The organism is Achromobacter sp. Root83 (genome assembly GCF_001428845.1).
Classification (GTDB): domain Bacteria; phylum Pseudomonadota; class Gammaproteobacteria; order Burkholderiales; family Burkholderiaceae_B; genus Achromobacter.
The window spans coordinates 159,200-179,033 of sequence record NZ_LMIU01000025.1 but is presented as its reverse complement, the minus strand read 5'-3'; the positions used below and the strand labels follow the sequence as shown (position 1 = coordinate 179,033).

14 protein-coding genes and 1 pseudogene are annotated in these 19,834 nt (G+C 61.3%); 8 read left to right on the top strand and 7 right to left on the bottom strand.

Annotated features, from left to right (window positions below; genetic code table 11):
* Positions 1-63 precede the first annotated feature (63 nt).
* From ASE30_RS23920 to ASE30_RS29980, 6 genes and pseudogenes are all read right to left on the bottom strand, one after another.
* On the bottom strand, positions 64-3,360 hold the full coding sequence (locus tag ASE30_RS23920; protein ID WP_057286770.1) for a hypothetical protein: 3,297 nt from the start codon (positions 3,358-3,360) through the stop codon (positions 64-66).
* A gap of 349 nt (positions 3,361-3,709) precedes the next feature.
* Positions 3,710-4,332 (bottom strand): annotated as a pseudogene (locus ASE30_RS23915) (tyrosine-type recombinase/integrase).
* Positions 4,333-4,722: 390 nt separating this feature from the next.
* On the bottom strand, positions 4,723-4,986 hold the full coding sequence (avs1c, locus tag ASE30_RS23910) for an AVAST type 1 anti-phage system protein Avs1c (RefSeq protein WP_057286769.1): 264 nt from the start codon (positions 4,984-4,986) through the stop codon (positions 4,723-4,725).
* A 14-nt stretch (positions 4,987-5,000) separates the two neighbouring features.
* Entirely contained in the window at positions 5,001-10,829 is a 5,829-nt protein-coding gene (gene avs1b, locus ASE30_RS23905) for an AVAST type 1 anti-phage system protease Avs1b (RefSeq protein ID WP_057286768.1), read from the bottom strand.
* Positions 10,830-10,834: 5 nt separating this feature from the next.
* On the bottom strand, positions 10,835-11,983 hold the full coding sequence (gene avs1a / locus ASE30_RS23900) for an AVAST type 1 anti-phage system MBL fold metallo-hydrolase Avs1a (protein ID WP_200964472.1): 1,149 nt from the start codon (positions 11,981-11,983) through the stop codon (positions 10,835-10,837).
* Between the two features lie 642 nt (positions 11,984-12,625).
* Entirely contained in the window at positions 12,626-12,901 is a 276-nt protein-coding gene (locus ASE30_RS29980; RefSeq protein ID WP_082601712.1) for a DUF1778 domain-containing protein, read from the bottom strand.
* 461 nt (positions 12,902-13,362) lie between these two features.
* Here ASE30_RS29980 and ASE30_RS23895 point away from each other — a divergent pair, with 461 nt between their 5' ends.
* The 5 genes from ASE30_RS23895 to ASE30_RS23875 all read left to right on the top strand — a co-directional run bounded on the left by ASE30_RS23895 (position 13,363) and on the right by ASE30_RS23875 (position 16,811).
* Positions 13,363-14,325, top strand: a complete 963-nt coding sequence (locus tag ASE30_RS23895) for a tripartite tricarboxylate transporter substrate binding protein (RefSeq protein WP_057286766.1) — start codon at positions 13,363-13,365, stop codon at positions 14,323-14,325.
* Positions 14,326-14,327: 2 nt separating this feature from the next.
* Positions 14,328-14,972 (top strand): glutathione S-transferase family protein, encoded by a 645-nt coding sequence (locus ASE30_RS23890; RefSeq protein ID WP_057286765.1) that lies wholly within the window; start codon positions 14,328-14,330, stop codon positions 14,970-14,972.
* Between the two features lie 11 nt (positions 14,973-14,983).
* The gene (locus tag ASE30_RS23885) at positions 14,984-15,766 is read left to right on the top strand and encodes an aldolase (protein WP_057286764.1); all 783 of its coding nucleotides are present in this window, start codon (positions 14,984-14,986) and stop codon (positions 15,764-15,766) included.
* 78 nt (positions 15,767-15,844) lie between these two features.
* A complete protein-coding gene (locus tag ASE30_RS23880) occupies positions 15,845-16,399 on the top strand; it encodes a helix-turn-helix domain-containing protein (RefSeq protein WP_057286763.1) in 555 nt (184 codons plus the stop codon).
* Positions 16,400-16,445: 46 nt separating this feature from the next.
* Complete coding sequence (locus ASE30_RS23875) at positions 16,446-16,811, top strand: cupin domain-containing protein (RefSeq protein ID WP_057286762.1); 366 nt, start codon at positions 16,446-16,448, stop codon at positions 16,809-16,811.
* Between the two features lie 73 nt (positions 16,812-16,884).
* Here the strand turns inward: ASE30_RS23875 and ASE30_RS23870 are convergent, their stop codons facing one another.
* Positions 16,885-17,313 carry a hypothetical protein gene (locus ASE30_RS23870; protein ID WP_057287049.1) on the bottom strand — a complete coding sequence of 143 codons (429 nt, stop codon included), beginning with the start codon at positions 17,311-17,313 and terminating at the stop codon, positions 16,885-16,887.
* Positions 17,314-17,534: 221 nt separating this feature from the next.
* On the opposite strand from ASE30_RS23870, the gene ASE30_RS23865 reads away from it, so the two are divergent.
* From ASE30_RS23865 to ASE30_RS23855, 3 genes are read left to right on the top strand one after another with little or no spacing between them, the layout of a single operon-like run.
* A complete protein-coding gene (locus ASE30_RS23865) occupies positions 17,535-18,215 on the top strand; it encodes an STN domain-containing protein (RefSeq protein ID WP_057286761.1) in 681 nt (226 codons plus the stop codon).
* Complete coding sequence (locus ASE30_RS23860) at positions 18,205-18,783, top strand: RNA polymerase sigma factor (RefSeq protein ID WP_057286760.1); 579 nt, start codon at positions 18,205-18,207, stop codon at positions 18,781-18,783. The genes ASE30_RS23865 and ASE30_RS23860 overlap by 11 nt, the downstream gene beginning before the upstream one ends.
* On the top strand, positions 18,774-19,745 hold the full coding sequence (locus ASE30_RS23855; RefSeq protein ID WP_057286759.1) for a DUF4880 domain-containing protein: 972 nt from the start codon (positions 18,774-18,776) through the stop codon (positions 19,743-19,745). Before ASE30_RS23860 ends, ASE30_RS23855 begins: the two co-directional genes overlap by 10 nt.
* Positions 19,746-19,834: the final 89 nt, after the last annotated feature.

The following is a 19,834-nucleotide window of genomic DNA, read 5'->3' as shown; positions in this document are numbered from 1 at the left end:
CCGCTTCGGGTCGGAAGGCGTCAATCGTGTCTGGCCGCTCTCGACCCGAAGCGGTCGCTCGCCCTAAGCCCTAATTTTTATCTGGCGAACGCGTGCCAGCGCGCGCAGCACGGGTGGATTCTCGACGCCGGGCGGTATATGCGGATCATCCTCCGCCCGTAGCGCCATCACATCGGGATCGCTTTCACTTACCTCCCACGCTTGCCTGACGTGAAGTTCGCGCATGGGGATCGGTTTGAGCGGGATAGGGATTGGCTGGCCGCGCTTCCCTGGTAAATGAAACGGCACAAGCAGGAACGAGCCCGCGCGGGCATAGGCTCCAAGAAAAGCATCTAGGTGCGCGTTATTTATTGGATACATGCGGTTGTTGCGAGTGACGTAGCCGCACAGCTGCCCGTCTTTCAACTCATCCCCGGTATGTATCGGCGGACCGATCGACACGCAATAGGCATTGGGATCTTTGTGATCGACGCCACGCAGGATGGTGATCCGCAAATGCTCGGTGCCATCGTCGCTGCCGATACGTGCATGCCAGCCGGCAAAAATCTCTTCGGCCGCTTCACCGTTCTCGAAGGAGAGGCCGAGAAACGGAAGGTCCTCATTTGGTGCGGACGTGTATATGAAGACTGAGCCGTTCCACTGCGCCCGGTTCCACGTCTCCACGTCGATCGGGGAGCGCACCTCATAAGCAGTATGCGGCATCTTCTTCAGATCGAAGCTGCCAGGCGGCGGATCGCCTTCACCAAAGACCGGCGGGCCAGCGGGCCGCTCGTCCCTAGTAGGCGTCCAGGCTTGGGTGCGTAGATCCGGATAGAGGGCGGGCTCATTCTCAGCCAGCGCAAGCGGTACGGGCACTCCTTCGCCGAAGACACTGCGCGTCATTAGCGGCACGTTGCAGAAGATGAGCGCACGGTCGAACACCCGCTCGTCGACGGCAAGTTGCTCAAGCCACTTCTCGGGGTCTGCGAAGCCCATCATGCGGCCAACGATCACGGCGAGTGACCGGTAGCAAAAATTGCGGAAGGCTTGGGCGTCTTCCCGCGACTCCCCTGCAAAGCTCGGGCTGTAGGTTATGACGACAATGGAGGTGCCCCGCGCGCGCTCGACCCGGATCGTGGGGGCGGCGATATGCGCCGCGTCCGCGACCACACGCACGGTCAATCTGTCGACGTTTGGCAGCACCCGCGCGCCGAGGCTTGTGGCGAGGAAGCTCTCGATCACACTCAGGATCGTTTCCGCGATCTGTATTCCCTGCACATCTGCGTCTGTCTCAAAGGTCAGCTTAACGCCAAGGACGCGGGCTGAGAGTATGCGCATGTCATCAAGGGTCAGCTTCGGTGTCGTTCGGATGCCGAGTTCCGGGCCGGCATCCCACAGCGCCTGCATGAGGGCCTGCATCTCGCTATCGTCGACACCTGCCGGAATCGAGCTTTCTTCTCGTAGCTGGTCGAGCCGGCCAAGCAGGAACAGCGCCGGTGTCCGCGCTTCAAACAGTGCATACTGATCAAGAATATCGGGCAGACGCGTGAGGTCTTCTCGCCGCTCAAACGGTGCTCTGATCAGCAGCGCGCTCATCAACATCGCATTGCCATGGCGGTGCCGGTCGGCGGCCTCGTCGCTCATCCCACGTGCGTGGTGAACGATTAGCTCAAGCTGATGTACGAGTAAAGCGTGGCCGACCCGACCGAGAGATAGCTCCATACGCATAAGACCGTTCAGCATAGCGGGGCTGATTGCGCCCAGGCTGCCGTCGATCATGGTGCCCGCCGTTACCTGATGGCTGATGACGGAGAGTGCGCAGCCCCGCGCCGCCCACCATAATCCGGCCTCGTTGTACGCCATGGCAAGGCCGCCCAGTGCGAGCATCAATTCGCGTTCAAACTCTTTTTTCACAAGACGGTCGAGCGCCTTGCCGAACCAGCGGATCGCCTCGTAGGGTTCACCTTGCTCCAGCTTCTGATGGCCGCGGGTCACCAACATGGTCGCCGCTTGTCCTTCACCCGTTCGCTGTGCCTGCACTTCTGCAATTGCGGAAAAGAGCGCGTCGAACGGGTCACTATGCTTGATATAAGTTCCCAGCTCCGTGAGCGAGTCCGCGATCTGTTCGAAGGGAAACGTGCCGTATCCGTCGGCGTCGGTGACCACTTCGCGAAGCGCCACCCAGATATCGTCCATGTGTTGATCGGGGCGCTCATGGCGGCGATTGATCATCTCGACGAACAATTGCAGCGAACGAGCATGCAGCGCACTGTTGGGTCGGCTCTTATCGGCCGCGATATCGGCGAGTATTTTCGCGAGCGTGACTTTACGCTCCGAGATCTTGGCCTGCGTTTCGTCCAGAGCGCCGGTGAGCACGGCCATGCGCAGCACGGACCACAGGTTTGTCAACTTGGAGGCCAGCTCTGCATTTCCTAGGTCCACCACGAGGTCCGCTGCATCACCGTACAGCTCTGCCAGAAGGTCGAAGTCTTCGAACCAGAAGTTCGCTGTCCACGCCCAGTTATAGACGATCTTGTATTCGAGCAGATGGTTTCCCGCCTTCCGCGCGACGCGTCGGGCCTGCGTAAAGCGCCCCTCAATTTCAGAGCGGGATCGTTCAAGGCCGCGGGCCGCAAGAGCGGCCTCCAGCATGTCTTCGGCAACAAGGGCGGGTATCCGGGACATATCGGCAATCTGCGCGTCCAGCGTCTCAAGCTGCTTGATGCGCACTTGATCGAGTGGGCCGGTTTCAGTGGTTTGACGCTTGAGCTCATCGCTCATGCCGAGGGCGGTTACGGCAAGCGGCACGCGCCCGTGCTCGAACACGCATTCTAGAATCCAGGCCTGATCAAGGATGGTGACCGGCACGCCATGCTCTTTCACCAGCGCCAACTCGATGTCGGCTCGGTCTTTCGCGCGCGCATTACGGCTCGTGATGAAGTAGATTTTGGTGTAGCCGCGATCCGTCTCGGCTATCTTTTTCACATCGCTGCGGACCTTGCCCTTCCACTCTTCCTTGGCGCTGATCGCAAACGCCCACCGTTCACACGCGGCCTCTGGCTGCCCTATGTACCAGCGCCCGGCGACCTCCGGGCCGACTTCGTAGGTTTCAGTATCAACCTTGCCATCACCTCCGCCACTAGGGCCAGTGTTTGGACGCAAATTCGGGCAGATTTCGACGGCGGCCAGCTTGCGTGCGAATTTCTCGAAAACATTCTCGTCGTTGCGCGCCGTGATCGTGTCCAGGTGGTTTGCCAGCACCTCCCGTGTGAGCGCGAATTCTATGCCGCCTCGTGTGTCCGAAAACAGGTTGGGGCGCCGCTTCCGCATAAAGCTGGACGGCGCACAACGCGGGCTGTCTTCGGGTAGATCGTCTGTCATGTGCACAAATATAGAGTACGCTGCTCAAGCTAGACAAATCGTACACCGGCCTAAATTGAAAACTTCATCATGCTTCACTGGAAGCCTACGCATTTGGAAGGCGCTCGCAGTTTTTTTCATCAAGGATCGCCTACCTAGGAACTCGCGCGAAGTTGGGCTGCCAATAGACCTCCGAGTAACGCTCTTCGTCGAGCGGCTCCATCCCATCGCCGTTTCAGGCGAAAATGCCGCCGGCGCCCGTTTGGGCTGTGTCTTCGACGGAACCGCCTTTGGTTCCCGGAATTCTGGCGCGTCGCTCTTCGGAGGTCCGCTCCTGGCCGGCAAGCGACCGCTCGCCTGCCAGGATGCATCAAACCTCTGTTTGCTCAGCGATCTCAAGAGCATCGTCCACCTCGATTCCAAGGTAGCGAACTGTGCTTTCCAGCTTGGTATGCCCGAGCAGCAGCTGTAAAGCCCGAAGATTCTTCGTCCGGCGGTAGATCAGCGAGGCTTTTGTACAGCGCATAGTGTGGGTCCCATATGCGGTATCGTCGAGGCCAATCGATGCGACGCAGCTATGCACAATCCGGGCGTATTGCCGCGTCGACAGATGCGGCAACGTATGCAACCGGCTCGGAAACGGAAAATCCGCCTTTAGCCCTCGCGCTTCGAACCATGCTTTAAGGCTCTCACGGGTTTGCTCCGTAATCTCGAATTGGACCGGACGCGGGTCTTCTGTTGCATGACGGTAGCTCTCGCCGCTACTTGGCTTCCGTGACGGATGTCCTGCACCTGCAATCGCGTGAGATCGCACGCTCAAAGCTTGCTATCAATTGCGAGATTGAACATCGCGAGTTCCCGGGTGTTCGAAGCCATCTGAAGTCTCATTCGAATTCCCCAAGTTTCTTGGAGCTTTAGGGTCGGCTTCTGGCCAGTGAGCTTTCCCTTGTTCGATGGCACACCACGGTCAACGGCGGCATTCGCGGATTCCATGACAATCTCCTTCTGAGGGAGATTCAGTGTGCTCCTACGCAGGGGTGCTATCCGACCCATCGCAGCCGTTGGAGCCAGCCTGGTCAATGTCTGCTTTGCAACGATCCCTTTCAGTCACGCGTCTAACGCGAACAAGCCCTGACAGGCTTCGAACGGCCATTTGGCGCGCCGACCGCGAATTGCACCGACGCCAGTCGTAGGAGGCGCCGTGGTCGTAGAGATCGGGCGACACCTACGCACTTCTCCGGTGACTGCTCCGCGCTGTCACGGAATTACGCGCTAGATCCGTTGCAGCAATCGATGGGCACGATTTAAGCGTTCTGAAGCCGTCGCTCAAAGCTTGAATTTAGTTGCGGGCACCGTTGTAGTACCCAATCGCTTAGCGCTTCCCTATCGTCCTTCTTTCCCAACAAGCATGTCGTCAAAAGCACCGTCAATGAACTGTCGGGCCATGTTCCCCTGCAAGCGGGCTGACTCGTCGATACTCATCAAATCGATTCGATGATTCGGGAGCAACCGCACTTTGAGCAGGCTCTCCGGCCCGCGCAGGCCCTTAGCAAACACCAGCTTTCCTTGAACTAGTTGCTCACGGACAATCTGCATGCGCTCTTCGAACTCCGCCCTAGTTGAGGGCGTTTCCATATGTTTCATCATTGTAAAAACCCTTCCTAGTAGTTTGTCAGGATCGCCTTAAGCTCGCCATTCACTCGCAGGTACCACTGGACTCGCCAGCCGTCAGATAGGGCAAAGGCTTCACGACGAATGGCCAAAACTGCGGTCTCGAATCGTCTATGCGAATCGTGCCCCTCTGCGGCCGCTCCGTCTCTCCAGTGGTATCGAACCGTGTTTGCTGAACTGGTCCTTAAAAGCTGAAGAAACCTCGGCGTGGCGATCGCAGGAGAGATGGCCCCAAAGTAAGCTACTGTTGGCTTTGCTCTACCGCAGATTGCAAGTGGCTCCTCTGGGCCAGGGCGGGGCAGTTCAGTAGCCCTGAAAGCATGTTCAACATATCTTGAAGACTGGCCTTGGCCGGGCGGTATCAGATGGGATGTCAGCTCCAAGTGCATAACCTCGTGGTTAAGCTCAACGAAACTCTGCAGATCTAGGAGCACCAAGTCCTCGAATACAGGTAGGTACGATCGTTCCTTGCCCTTGCTTACACTGTCCACCAAGCTGTGCAGCAGCTCATGGCCAGTTTTCGGCTCCGTGAGGCTTTCAGGGTTGTACGCCCTCAACGCGGACTCGATGAGTCTGAGTTTGCTTATCGGCATAGGCTCGAACAGCGCAACATTTAGGACGTAGCGAATCAGTGACGCCCACCGCCCGGTTGGCAGCGTCCGCGATTCTCGTGCTCCATCGGCGACGAGGCTCTCAAGCTCTTGCAATGTCGCAACGCTGTACGGCTCGCACACGCTGCAAAATGTTGCGTCCACCCGATCAAGCACAGGCTGGGACAAAGCGCCAAGGCGATCCAAGTCACGCCAATGCGAACACAGGCTGGAGGAAATGTATGTGGGCGGCGGTAACCCCGACGCAGCGGGCGGATTGTATGGGCCTTCCGGGAACCGAATCTTGAGGGCAGCAACAGCGTTCGACGCCGAATCGATACGCAACTTGCTGGCGCGTTCAGCGATTCGCAAGACAGTCGCCAAGCGCCCGATATGGCCGCAGTTGGTGAGCCCATCAGCCCAAGGCACGTGAGGCTCAACGACCTGCCACACCTCCGCCGGTCGTTCTCGCGAGAGTATATCGAGCACCGCTGCGGCAATATCAGCTCTCGCCCTGCTTTCCATGGAAACTGCTAGGCGCGCGAGCATGGGCAGCCATCCTTGGTCGCATCTGGCGCACCACAGCACCATTGCGGCAGCACCGTCCCTGCGCTCCCATGACGGATGATCAATAGCCCAAAGTAGCAGCTCGTTCAACGCCTCTGTCGCACCTAAGGAAGCGCCTGCACCGATGTATGAAAAGGACCCGGGCGATGCAGCGCCAACCAAATGTCTGACGTGATCGAGCGCTACCCTTAGCAACTCAGTCTGCCCGGCCGGATCAAGTCGACTGCCGACTAGGCTGATGACGTGGTTAGCAACCATCCAACGCTGGTTGTACCTTTCGTTTAGCAGAAGAGGACCATAGGCGCGGGCAAGTTCATCGGCGCCTTGAATGTTGGCAGAGATGATTGCCTCCGCCTCCCGATACGAATGATTTCCAGACCAGATGGACCATCCACCGTATTGAAGTGCGCTCAGGGTCCCAATGCTGTCGCGTACTGCAGCGGCAGAGTTTCCCCTGGACGATTGTCGACGTGCAGAGGTGAGCCGCTCGCTTGCGTCGCGTAGAGCTGCGGTCTTTCCAAACGTTCCAGGCAAGTAAAGTGCGTCCTCGTCCAACTCCTTCGCGGTACTGTCCCCGCTAAGCTCCTTGGTCTTCTCCGGTTCCGTCGCGGCCGCGTTCCGTGCAGCTAGCTCGCGCTTCACATCGAACGTTGACTCAAGCCGCGAAACTTGGTCGGGATCAAGTCTGGATTCACGCGCGGTGAGAACTGCCTCCAAGTCGGCTCGCATGGGGTGCGGCACAGCAGGCACAAGTGCCATCATCAGTAGCCACGCACGGTCATCGCTGAGCGAGGCAATGATCGATCTCAATCGATCCGTTGCCTGCGTCAAGTCATCCGGGCTTTCGATCAACTCGGAAAGTACGACGCCAAACTCGCGTCCCCAATCCGGTAAGTGCCGCTCGTCGCCACGAAGGAATACCTCAAGTAGAGCCCAGCGAACCCTCCAGTGCGCTACATCACGCACTTTCCGCAGCATCGCAAGCAAGGCGGCTTGCTCCTCCAGAGCCGCCCCTGGAAAGCGCATACCAACAAGCGCAGAGATTCGATCGAGATTCCCAGTCGTGGCCTGCACATGCAACTGCTCATTCGTACCGCAGCTTTGGTGTTGAAAGTACCTGACCGCGTCCGAGTAGCGCGAGAGGCGACACAACTCAGCAATAAAGGAGCCTTTGTCTGCCCGCACAAATCGCTGGAAAGTCATCTCGCCCGAGGCACGCTCGAGCAGTCCAGCGATCTCCCGCAAGGACTCTGGAGGCACCGAAGACGTGGCCGGTAGGGCTTCCAACGTGCCACTCATGAGTGATAGCTGGTCCTCCTTGTACCAGCTCGGTCCCATGGAGAAGGACAGAACCATTTGGTAGGTTCGTTGCGCCTCTTCTACTGCGTCAAGATCCACAAGGAAGGGGATAATTTGAAGCAGCTCTGGAATAAGTTCGAATCTGTTTTCGACGTTGGCGCTGATGTAGTCTCGCCAGCGAAGCGTGAGCTCAAAGGTCTTGTCAGCCAGCGCGCCTGTCGGCTTGCTGGGCACAACTAAGCCCAAGACGCCGGCTAGCACGGCTCTGAACCCCTCGTTGTAAAGACCAAGCTGAGAGTCGAACCCCCGATCAAGGGTGTCAATGAGAACATCAGCAGCGGACGGTCTGCAGTCAAGAGCGAGCTTGACCAGGCGGCAATAGAGCAGAGGAATGACCGCTTCTGGGATGAAGTAGCTTGAATCCCAGTGAGAACGAGCCCCAAGGTCTAGAACCAAAGCCGGCAGCAGCTTGTCCATGGCGAAAGCCCAGACCTTGGAGCTACCCGCTTCGTCTCTAGCCGCGGCAGTTCGCCGAGCTTTGCCGTCACACCAAGCTACAGATCGAGCGACGCTCTGGAGCCAGTCTTCCCAACCGGCGGAATCGGCAAAAAGTAACTGCGGCTCCTCATACCTTGAATCAAGGAAGCAAGAGGCACGAATACGGCGTAAGGCTTCATCAAAACTTGATGTATCGGGAACTGCGCGGTTCTCCTTGGTGAGAGGAATCGAAGCGTCACCCAGATCCATGCCCGCCGCATGGCTTGCGACAAGCTCAACGCCTGCACCGGACTCAATCAAGGAGTCCAGAAGGTCGTCGCGTCGGTCCTCTGGCCTGAGCGGTGCGTCACTAGCGCTCGCAACATCCTGCAGGAGAAGATCAAGTTCATGCCTAGGCAGCGATATTGCATAGTGCCTTGCCTGTGCTTGCGCGTGTTCGACAATCTGTAGCAGCATCAACAGCATGTGGCTTGAATCGACATCTGGCGGCAAGCCGATTTCCTTCACAGGAGTGTAGGCACCCTCAAGAGTGAGCCTGGCGCCCATCATGTCGCCGAGAAGGTGTCGGACAACTTCGGCCCGTTGATCGGGCTTGAGATCCGACATTGGCAGAAAGCCTTCAACGACCGCCCGAATGGTTCTCGTGAAGGACACACGCGCCCCCGCCGCATGCGCAAGGGAATGGCCGTGTAGACGGAGCTTGATGGCGCTGAAAAATTCCCCAGCGTTGATGCTTGTTCCGGGGGCAAGCCTTTCGAAGAATCCTCGGTCGAGCTCGCGCTGAAACATCTCAAGGAGTTCCAGCGCGTCATCTTCGTTACCGCGTCGAATCAAGGCATGCGCGACGGCAAAGGCCTCTTCGGGGGAGAGGACCAGTCGACCGTGACGAACAACATGCCGAAGCGCAACCTGAGGCTTACCAAGCGAGACCAGCGCACGGGCAACCAGCTCGGCGCACTGAACGAAAAGCACGTTGTAGCGAAAGCTTAGACGCTGCGACAACAACAGCAATCGGACAATCTCTGTCGCGGCTCCAGACTCAGTAGCGATTTTCAGAGCGTCGTCTATGTCCGCCAGCAAGATATCTGGCTCCGTCCCGAGGACCACAGAGCCATCGACCCACTCCTGGCCACAGGCACGCACACCCTCAAGCTTCACGGCGCTGGGACCCCGCAGGCGGTGAAAGACCTTGTTCAGGACACCATAGTCACCGCTTTCGCTGCTGAAACAAAAATCCGCGAGACGGCCGTGAGTCGACTGGTCGACAGTCGCGGTCTTGAGAACTATGAACTCGGAGAACGACGAGTGATAGATGGCCGCATCGTCAGGCTTCAGCAGGAGATGACGAATTCGCGCAAGAGTTGAAGGCAAGGCTGCTGCCTCAGGCGGCGTGAGCAGACCAGCAAGACTGGCGACGGGTATAACTTGCCGCAGTCGAGCAATGAGGGCTAGTAGATGAACAGCGTCGGGACTTGCCGCCAGGCCTGCCCAGATCGTCTCGTAATAGTCCTCAATCTTTCCGCTGAAAGCTGGAAGCTCGTCTATCTCCGGCTGCTCAGCCCCCCCGTTGACCAACTCTGTCAGGTAACGCAGATACAGCGGGTGCCCCTTGGCGCGTTCGCAGAGTGAGGCCACAGTGCTGGGCTTTGCCTTCTCTTGATCAAGAAGCTCAATACACAGGCTTTGCTGAACGGAGTCGTCAAGCTGGGGAAGGGTCAGCCGCTCTGCGCTCTGCAGGATGGGACTCAAGCTGGCGGCAATCGAATCCAAGCCGGCACCCGTTATCACCACCACCAAGCCTTCAGGCACAGACGCCGGCAGTAGGCCAACGAAGCGCCTCAAGGAATCCTCTCCCGCTGCAACAGCCTCATTGATGCCGTCAATGAAGATGATTCCCTGCTTCTTGGCCTTGTGCAGGTGCTGTGCCAACGCTTCAAAGATCTTGTTAGTCCTTGTGATGAGCTCACTGTAGGGTAGATCTACCAGTCTCGCTGGCTTTCCTGTCAACTGCGTCGAAGCGAGCGAGTTAATCCAATCAAAGAAGACGTCTGGCTGAGCTTGATGGGCCGGAGTCACGCCCCGCAGGTGCTCGGAGAAGTGGTACACACCAAGTCGTTCGAGGGTTTCGAAATGCGGCGAAAATTCCTTGCAGTAGGTGGACTTGCCCATTCCGTGCGGACCATCAAGGAAGACATAGCCACCACCGACCTTGGCGATCGTCGACTCAAGGAGGTCGTCAAAGGCCGGGCGCTGGCCAATCGGGGCGTCGGTTGGCTTTGTGATGGGGCATTCGACAATAAGACCGCAGGCTTCTAGAAACGGCTTGATTGCGTGTAGACTCAAAGCGCACAGCGCGCTGTCCACATTCAGCCGGATTAGGCCCCTACAAGCTAGTCCGACCATCAACGCAGAGCCTGACAACCCCTTGTAGTCCGAAAGCTGGGTCTCTGACGTGATGGATAGGTCGAGGTCGACTCCGTGCACACGATCAGACAACGCCTGCTGCACGTCACCATGGGCAACGTGGCCAAGTTGTAGCTTCGCCACGGGATATCCAAAACAGGACCACTTCTCTCCAGGGCGAATAGGCTCTACGTCAAGTGGAACGGGCTCGATCTCAAGTGGCGTTGAAAGCAAAAGTACGCATACATCAAGGTCCTCGTCATGCGAGTCGACGGCAACCGAGTGCTCTGAAGCAGACGCGCCCAGGCCAAAGCGAACCACCAGCGACTCGCCTGCAGTATGCGCAGCCTCGACGCAGTGGTAGGCGGTGAGGATGCGGTCTTTTGCGACTAGCCATCCTGTGCCTGATTCCTCTTTGCCGATGACCTGGCACGTTGCCAGCTTCACACCCTCCTCAGTCATTCTGTTCAACCCTCAAGTGAAATCCAATTAGTGTGTGCCATACTGATGCTGAATGGCGTACCTGATCTAGAGGCGTGAGACCGCAACCGCGCAGAGGCCGCTGTCTCATAGTTGAAGATCAATCGTCTCTCAAACGATGCGGGGCGGTCGACGATCTCTGCAAGTACTTCAAAGTTTGGGTGGCCGTGACGACTACCGTCTGTTGAAATCAGGAAGCAGGGGGCGTCAACAGTGGCGAGCAGTTCTGGGCTCGTGTTGTGGCAACTGCCGTGGTGCGAGACCTTAATCGCATCAAAGAGGATTGGGCCGGTCGCCGGCTTTCCAGCTCTCAGCTTTGCTACGATATCCTCCGCCCATGCGTCCCCAAGGAAGAGCACTTGAACCCCTGCGGACTTGATGACGATTGCAATCGAGCTGCCATTCGCGGGCGAGTGATCTGGCGCATAGATGTCCGCAAGGCGCAGGTTGCCGTTCGCCGAAACCTTCCGAATCTTTGGGGCTGTAGCCTGGAAGGCGGTCGCACACCACATCTCGTACGCATCGTCGAGAAGATCGGTGGAAGCCGCACCTCCCTTGTATCCGAGCTTTGCACCCTCCTTCAGCCATACGTTGCGCAGCGCTTCAAGCCGGGCGCGACTTGGACCGACCACCTCCACCGAAACCGCCTCCGAGAGGACTAACGGATGCTGATCTTGGCTTATGCAGGTCGTGCCATTACCTTCGTTCCAAAGATAGCCGTCGTGCCCAAGCATCTTGGCGAGGGAACTTCCTTGGCGAGCGCCGATAGGCCCGGGCGCCGCAGGCTCCCTGAACCCTCGCCTTCGAAGCGCCTCCAGAACGAGCTTGCCCTGGACGCCTTCCTCTTTGCCGGGTTGAAGCGGCATCGAGCGCAGACTGTTATGCCACACCCTGTCGACCTCAACGAGACGGCGTGGCTGAGGGCCATTGGAGGAGAAGAACTCCAGAAGGCCGCCAATGTGGTCAGCGTCGATGTGCGTGCAGACTGCAAGAGCTAACCGTCGACCGTCATTGGTAAGCGACGCAAGGTCCGGCTTGATGAAATCCTGGAATGTGCTTGCAAAGCCGGCATCGATGAGAATGAATGTCCCTGCCGCATCTACGAGGAACGAGTCACCGTTTTTGGCTGGGTACATCTTAATTCTCAGCATGCATGGGCCTAGGAGAGGGACGTATTGGTGCAGTGTAGCCTGGGAGCATGCGACGTAGAGCGGCCTTACAGGCGTGCGCGTGGCACCTCTGGGTCGAGTTGTTTGTTCGTCGGTGGCGAAAGCAACCATTCCACGTGGCCTGAGGCCGCGATTGCTCCCAGTATTCCCTTTGGGCGTGCAGCGGGCAATTTCGGCCAAGGCGCACGAGTGTCTGGTCTCGGCCGAAGCCGCCGAATGGGTTGAGGAAGCGAATGTCTCAGTCCAGCCTTCATCGGACATGTCAATCAGCTCAGCGAACTTCCGCTCTTGGCCGAGCGCGGCCGCAAAAAGTTCTCACGGGTGGAGCAAGTTGCAACGTCGAACTACTCAGTTCCCTTTGATTGCCCCGTAAGGCCGCAGTCGAAACACCTCTGGGTGGGTGTATAGCAAGTCATTATTGAGGGGGGCGGCGTCTGGATGCAACATCACTCACGCAAAGTACCTAAGAGGGGGGGGCGCACCTTGTATATGGTTAGGAAGTGCGTGTACGTACACCTTCGACAACTCTTCGCTGTGTGACACCGCGAGGAACAGCTATTAGTCGCTGGACGTAGCTTGAAAAGGCGGGCTAGACAGCCCGAAGGCGCTCTATTTGGGCTTTTTGAGCAATAGCTTTTCTCGCGCAAAGGCCCGAACCATCGCTGCATTTGGTTGCGGCGGGTCGATCAACGATCGCGCAAAAGCTTCCTGGGCCCGCTTAGACAAACGAATGACGCAACTCTTCCGGATTACGTCCTGGGCGGCTCGGCCCAGAGCCATGTTCGCAAATTCACTCACTTCGCAACCTGCCAGAGCCGCAGCGCGTTCCAAGAGTGAGTGGACTTCCGGGGTGACTTTAAATTGTAGGTGATCGGATCGGCACATCTCGAACCTCACGATACGTTGGGAGTATTGGTGATGGAGAGTTTAGTAGGGTAGCTCTGAAAGACGCGTGCTCTCTTGGACGTTGCTCTCGCGCCGGTCACTCCCGCGTTGATGCTGACGAGAAGTCTCAGCGCTCTAGCAGGTGTTTGAAAAACTCGCGCAGCGACGTCGCACTCCTGTTTGCCAAGCGCAAAGCGTCTACGCGGGCCGTGTAAAACACCTACGCGCAACGTACTCGGTCCTTGAGGAGATTTTTCGGAAGATGGGCCGGGTTTTGGTGGGGATGGGTGCGGATAGTCTGCAGTTGCCAGAATTTATGAAAAGGCGAATTTCAGTGAAATAGGCGAACTATATTCTCCGCGCTCAGGGATTCCCCCAATCACATATCCCTTGCGGAAAATCAATGCTCTATAGGACACTTTGTGTCATGGCGCTGCAACGGCGCACATAAGGGGAATGGCATGAAGGTCTTGGGCATGGTGGCTGCGCTGGCGATAGCGGCGGGGATGGCGGGCGGCGCGCAAGCGGCGTATCCGGAGCGGACGATACGGCTGGTGGTGCCGTTTGGCGCGGGCGGCATCACGGATATCGTGGCGCGGCAGGTGGGCAAGGGGATGGGAGACGCGCTGGGGCAGGGCATCGTGGTCGAGAACCGGCCCGGCGCGGGCGGGGTGATCGCGGCGCAGGTGGCGGCCACCGCGCCCGCGGACGGCTACACGATCTTCATGGGGACGGTGGGGACGCAGGTCGTCAACCCGCTGATCTACAGCAAGCTCAGCTACGACGCGGACAAGTTCGCGCCCGTGGGCATGGTGTCCGGATCGCCGTATCTGCTGGCGGTGCGGGCCGGGTTGCCGGCGGCGTCGTTCAGTGAATTCGTGGCCTATGCCAAGGCCAATCCGGCTCGGCTGAACTTCGGGTCGGCCGGTAACGCCAGTTCGCCGCACCTGGGCCTGGAGCTGCTGAAGCTGACGGCCGGCGTGGATATCGTGCATGTGCCGTTCAAGAGCGGCAGCGAAGCGGTGAACGCCGCCATCGGCGACCAGGTGGATGTGGTGATGGACGCAAGTCCGGTCATCATGCCGCATGTGGCGTCGGGCAAGCTGCGGGCGCTGGCGGTGGCCTCGGACAAGCGTCTGCCGTCCGCGCCCGCGGTGCCGGCCAGCACGGAGGCGGGCGACGGGGCCTTGCAGATCAGTTCCTGGAACGCTTTCTTTGCGCCGCCCGGCACGCCGCCCGATGTGCTGGCGGCGTTGAGCGCGGCGCTGCAAAAGACGCTGGCATCGCCCGACCTGAAGGCGCGGCTGGCGGCTCAAGGCACGCAGCTTTACTCGGGAACGCCCGATGAGTATCAGCGCTTCATCGGCGCCGAAAAGGCCAAGTGGGCCGACATCGTGAAGCGCGCCAACATCAAGATGGATTGACGATGACGAACCAAGCCTCACATCCCCTGGCGGGCAAGCCGCTGGAATTGGCCGATACGCTGCGGTCGGGCAATGCGTGGAAGATCCGGCTGGCCTGCGGGCTGATGGGCCTGCCGGTCACGCGGCGCACCTTCGATATCGTGCAGGGCGACCTGGAGACCGATGCGTTTGCGCGCATCAATCCGTGGCGGCAGGTGCCGGCGCTGCTGACGCCGGAAGGGGAGTGGCTGGCGGAGTCGCAGGCCATACTCTGGTATCTGACCATGGACACGCCCTGGCTGCCGGCGGACCGGCTGGCGCAGGCGCAGGTTTCAAGCTGGCTGAGCTTCGAGCAGACGCAGCACATGCATGCGTTTGCGCAGCCGCGTCTCTTGATCCATCTGCACCAGACCGCGGGCGTGAATGATCCGGAAATGGTTGCGTGGCGCGCCATCGGCATGAAGGCGGCGGCGTTGATGGACGCGCATCTGTCGGACCGGACTTACCTGGTGGGAAGCGCGCCGACCATCGCGGATATCGCGCTGTTCCCTTATACGAGCATGGCGGAGCAGGGCGGTTACGACCTGTCCGCCTTTACCCATATCACTGCCTGGCTGGCGCGCATGCGCGCCTTGCCGGGATTTACGCCGCTGATGCAGGCGGCATGACGGGAGACATGATGGCCGATACGATGCACTTGGGAAAAGACGAATTGATCGCGCGGGCGCAAGCCGAGATGCAGCGCCAGTTCGATACGCCGCAATGGAGCCTGCGCGAACGCCTGGCGCTGACCTGCCGCATCCTGTTCGACGGCGGGCACGATTCGGGGCTGGCCGGCCAGATCACGGCGCGCGCGCCGGAACCGGGGCGCTACTTCACGCAGCGCCTGGGCCTGGGGTTTGACGAAGTCACGGCCGGCAACCTGCTGCTGGTGGACGAGGACCTGCGCGTGCAGGAAGGCGGTGGCATGCCCAATCCGGCGAACCGCTTCCATTCCTGGATCTACCGCGCGCGGCCGGATGTGAACTGCATCATCCATACGCACCCGCTGCATGTGGCGTCGCTGTCCATGCTGGAGGTTCCGCTGGAAATTTCGCATATGGACAATTGCCCGCTGTATGACGATGTGGCTTTTCTGAAGGACTGGCCGGGCGTGCCGGTGGGCAACGAAGAGGGCGAGATCATCTCGGCGGCCCTGGGGTCCAAGCGCGCCATCCTGCTGTCGCATCATGGCATGCTGATCGCGGCGGGGTCGGTGGAGGAAGCCTGCGTGCTGGCCCTGCAGTTCGAGCGCGCGGCGCGCATGCAGCTACTGGCGATGTCGGCGGGCACGATACAGCCGATTCCGGCCGCGCTGGGACGCGAGGCGCACGACTGGATCCTGACGCCCAAGCGTTCACAGGTGGGTTTCTCGTATTACGCGCGTCGCGCTTTGCGCCACCATCCCGACGTGCTGGGCTAGGGCGGGCCGGGGCGGTGCGCTCGACGGCGGCGCCGGTTTCAGGCATTCTTGTCTGTTGCATTTGCGCTTTGCCTGCCCATGATCGACCTGCCGCACCGCCTACGCACCCTGCGCCGCCAGCAAACCCTGTCCCTGGAACAGCTTGCGCAGCGCACGGGTTTGACCAAGAGCTACCTCTCGAAACTTGAGCGGGGCCTGAGCGAGCCGTCGATTTCGACCGTGCTGCGCCTGGCCGAGGCCTATGGCGTAGGGGTGTCGCAACTGGTGGGCGCGGACGACGCGGCCCAGGACGAGGTGGTCAGCGTGGTGCGGGTGGCTGACCGCGAGGCCTTGCAGCGCCGCGGGCTGGGCAGCGAGTATCACTACGAGTCGCTGGCCGGGCGGCGCAAGGTCAAGGCCATGGAACCCTTTGTGGTGCATCCGCCCCGGGACTTTCCCGATGCCGCCGCGGTTTTCCCGCACCCCGGCGAGGAATTCCTGCTGGTGCTCAAGGGCGCCATCGAGGTCCACGTGGGCGAACGCCAGTTCCGCCTGGAAACCGGTGATTCCGTTTATTTCGATTCCGAACTTCCGCACCGCATGCGCACCGTCAGCCGGGCCATGGCCGAGGTGCTGGTGGTGGCGGCGCATTGACCGTCCGCGGGCCCGCCGCCTTGCCAAAACCGCTACAGGAACAGCTATGAAACACGATCAGTCGCGGCTAGTCCGCATCGACGCCGGCCCGATGAAGAATCCCGTGCCCGGCAAGCCCCGGCGTCCGATTTCGGGCGACGCGGCGTTTCGCACCGTGACCGCCTTCGAGGGCAATGCGGGCAAGGCCGAGGCCGGCGTGTGGGAAAGCACCGCCGGGTCCTTCCAGTCCAACACCACCGGCTACATCGAGTTCGGCTACATCGTGGAAGGCGCCGCGCGCCTGGTGGACCCGGACGGCACCGTGCACGAACTGACGGTGGGCGAGGCCTTCGTCATGCCCGAAGGCTACACGGGCCGCTGGGAAGTGGACCAGTTCGTCAAGAAGATCTATTTCATCACGCGCATGGCGTAAGCGCCGGCTGCATTCAAGGCGGTGGCTGTGGCAGCGGCTAGGGCAGCCGCTGTGGCCAGGGCAAAGGCCTTGGCTAGGGCTGCGGGCGTTGCGGGAAGGCGGACGTGCCGAAGGTATTGCCCATGCGGTTGCCGATGGTGGCCGGGGTGGGCAGCCCCATCTGATTGGGCGGACGCTGCGTGATGGCTTCGGATTCCAGGCCGGCCGGCGGCTTGGCCGACGCCGCGGGCGCCATCTTCTGGTTCAGGCAGTCATAGGACAAGGCCCGGTAGCCGTTTACCTCGGTCTCGATGCACGCGCCATCCGGCGTTGACGGCTTGCGGGCCGCTGCGGCGCCAGCGCGGGTCTCCGTCTTGGCCTCGGCCGCTGCGGCGCCAGCACCGGCTTCGGCCGTTGCACCGCCAGCACCGCCTTCAGCCGCAGCGGCCGCAAGCGGCGCGGCCGCCACCGCCGCCAGCCACAGCAGGCAGGCGCGGCCCGCGTATAGACACCTCTTGCGCATGCGCATCCTTGAGTTGCGCCCGGCGATGGACAGCCGGCGCGATGGGGTCAGTATAGGGATGCGCGGGGCCCGGCAGGTGACGATTGCGTGGCGGCCGGCGGCGCCGTTTGGCCGGCGTGTCACGAATGCGTCATTCGACGGCTCTAGCATGGCGGCTTTTGCACAGGGCTGCCGCCCATTGCCACTGCCATGCCAGGCGCTTTCCACTTGTTTACGCGTTCATGACCGGCGTCCTTCCGGGGTTGGGCGCCGCGCTGCGCGCCTGTCTGGCGCTGGGGCTGTGCACGCTTCCCGTGCCCGGACTGACCGAACCGCCGCCCAGGCCGATCGCTTTCGCCATCGCGGCGCAACCCCTGGCGCAGGCGCTTGCCGAATACAGCCTTGCCAGCGGCCTGACGGTATTGGTGGACAGCGCGCTGACCGAGGGCAGGCAGGCGCCTGCCGTGATCGGCAACTATGCGCCGGGCGAGGCCTTGCGCAAACTGCTGACGGGAACGTCGCTGGCCATCCGCTACGCCAGCGCGCAGTCGTTCACGCTGGTGGCCGAGCCGCACTCCGCCGCCGGGCGCAATGTCCAGCAGGCCAAGCGCCTGCGCGACACGCAGTATGCCGCGGCGCTGCAGGGCGCCTTGAAGCGGGCGCTGTGCGGGTCCGCCGGCGCGGAACCGGGCAATTACCGGGCCTTGATGCAGCTATGGTTCGACAAGGCATGGCGGGTCAGCCGCGTGAGCTGGGTGGCGACGACCGGATCGCCGTCATTGGACCGGCGGCTGGAAGCGGCGCTGCGAGGCGTGGCCGTGGGCCCGCTGCCTGCGGGCATGCCGCAGCCGGTCACGGTGCTGCTTGAACCCAGGATCGCGGACGATTGCGCGGGCGCGCCGGGAGCCAGCCGTGCGCGATAGCAAGCCGGACGGTTCCCTGGTGTCCATCTTTCTGGAGCGCTACAACGACTTCCGCAGCCAGCTCAAGCGCAGGCTGGGGTCGGAGGACCTGGCGCACGACGCCATGCAGGAGGCCTTTCTGAAGGTGAACGACCTGCCCGCCAGTTCCTCGATCCAGCAGCCGGCGGCATATCTGTTCCGAGTGGCGCTGAACATTGCCGAAGACCAGCGGCGCAGGGACTCCCGCCTGCTGACGGGCGTGGAAATCAGCGAACTCATCAACATGACGGACGAGGCGGCCGACCCCGCGCGCATCGCGCAGGGCCGCAGCCAGATCGACGCGTTCCGCCGCGCGTTGCGCGGCTTGCCCGAGCGCACGCAGCAGATGGTGCTGGCGGCGCGCGTGCACGAGCTGCCGCACGCGGAGATCGCGCGGCGCTACGGCGTATCCGAACGCATCGTGTCCAAGGAACTCAAACGGGCGCTGGAGCACTGCGCGCGGGAACTGGACGCGTCGGGCGGGGCGAACGCCGCGCCGCGCCATTCCGGCCGGCATGCATCGAATCAGGACGAAGGACCATGGCGCTGACGATGATCATGCCCGGAAAGCACAAGAACCAGGACACGCAGGCGCGCGAGGCGCGCGCGTGGCTGCTGACACTGACGTCGGGCAGGGCGACGCAGGGCGACGCGGATGCGTTCCGCGATTGGCTGCGCGCCAGTCCCGGACACGAGGCAGCCTTTGCCGACCAGAAGCGGCTCTGGCAGGGGCTGGGGCCGGCGGTGCGCGAAGAGCTGGCGGCGGGGGCCGGCGCGAGCCGCCGCAGGGCGGCGGTCAACGGCCGGCGGGCATTCCTGGGCGGCGCGTTGGCGGCATCGGCGGCCTACCTGGCATTCCGGCCGCCGCTGGGCCTGTGGCCGGCGCTGGACGATCTGGGGGCCGACTATCGGACGGCGGCGGGCGAGCAGCGGCGGCTGGCCCTGAGCGGCGCGCTGGAAGTCGAGATGAACACGCAGACCCGCATCAATGTGTCGGCCACGCCGGGCGGGGGCTCCCTCATCGAGCTTGCCGATGGCGAGGCCGAGATCCGCAGCGGGGCGACGGCGGCGGAGGTGGTGGCCGGGAAGGGGCGCATCACCGCCCGGGACGCCGTGTTCAACCTGCGCTACATCGACGGCGAGGCGCGGCTGTGCTGCCTGGCGGGAACGGCGCGGCTGGTGCATGCGCAAGGGGTTTTCGACGTGGGACCCGGCCGGGAACTGCGTTATGACGATGCGCGCGTGCAGCCGCCGGTCAAGGTGGACCCGGACATCGTGACGGCCTGGCGGCAGGGGTGGCTGGTGTTCGACCAGCAGCCGCTGGTCCAGGTGGTCGACGAACTGAACCGCTACCGCCGCGGACGCCTGGTGCTGATGAACGAGCAATTGGGCAAGCGGCTGGTGCAGGCGCGCATTTCGCTGGCGCAGGTGGCGGACGCCGAGCGCCTGATCCGCGATGCGTACGGCGCGCGCGTCACCCATTTGCCGGCGGGCGTCGTGCTGTTGTCCTGACCGGCATTTCCTCCAACGATTCGATGAATTATTTGTGACAGCGTTCTGGTCGGCATTTTTCCAACCGTCTGTCTTGTTCTAGGTGACGA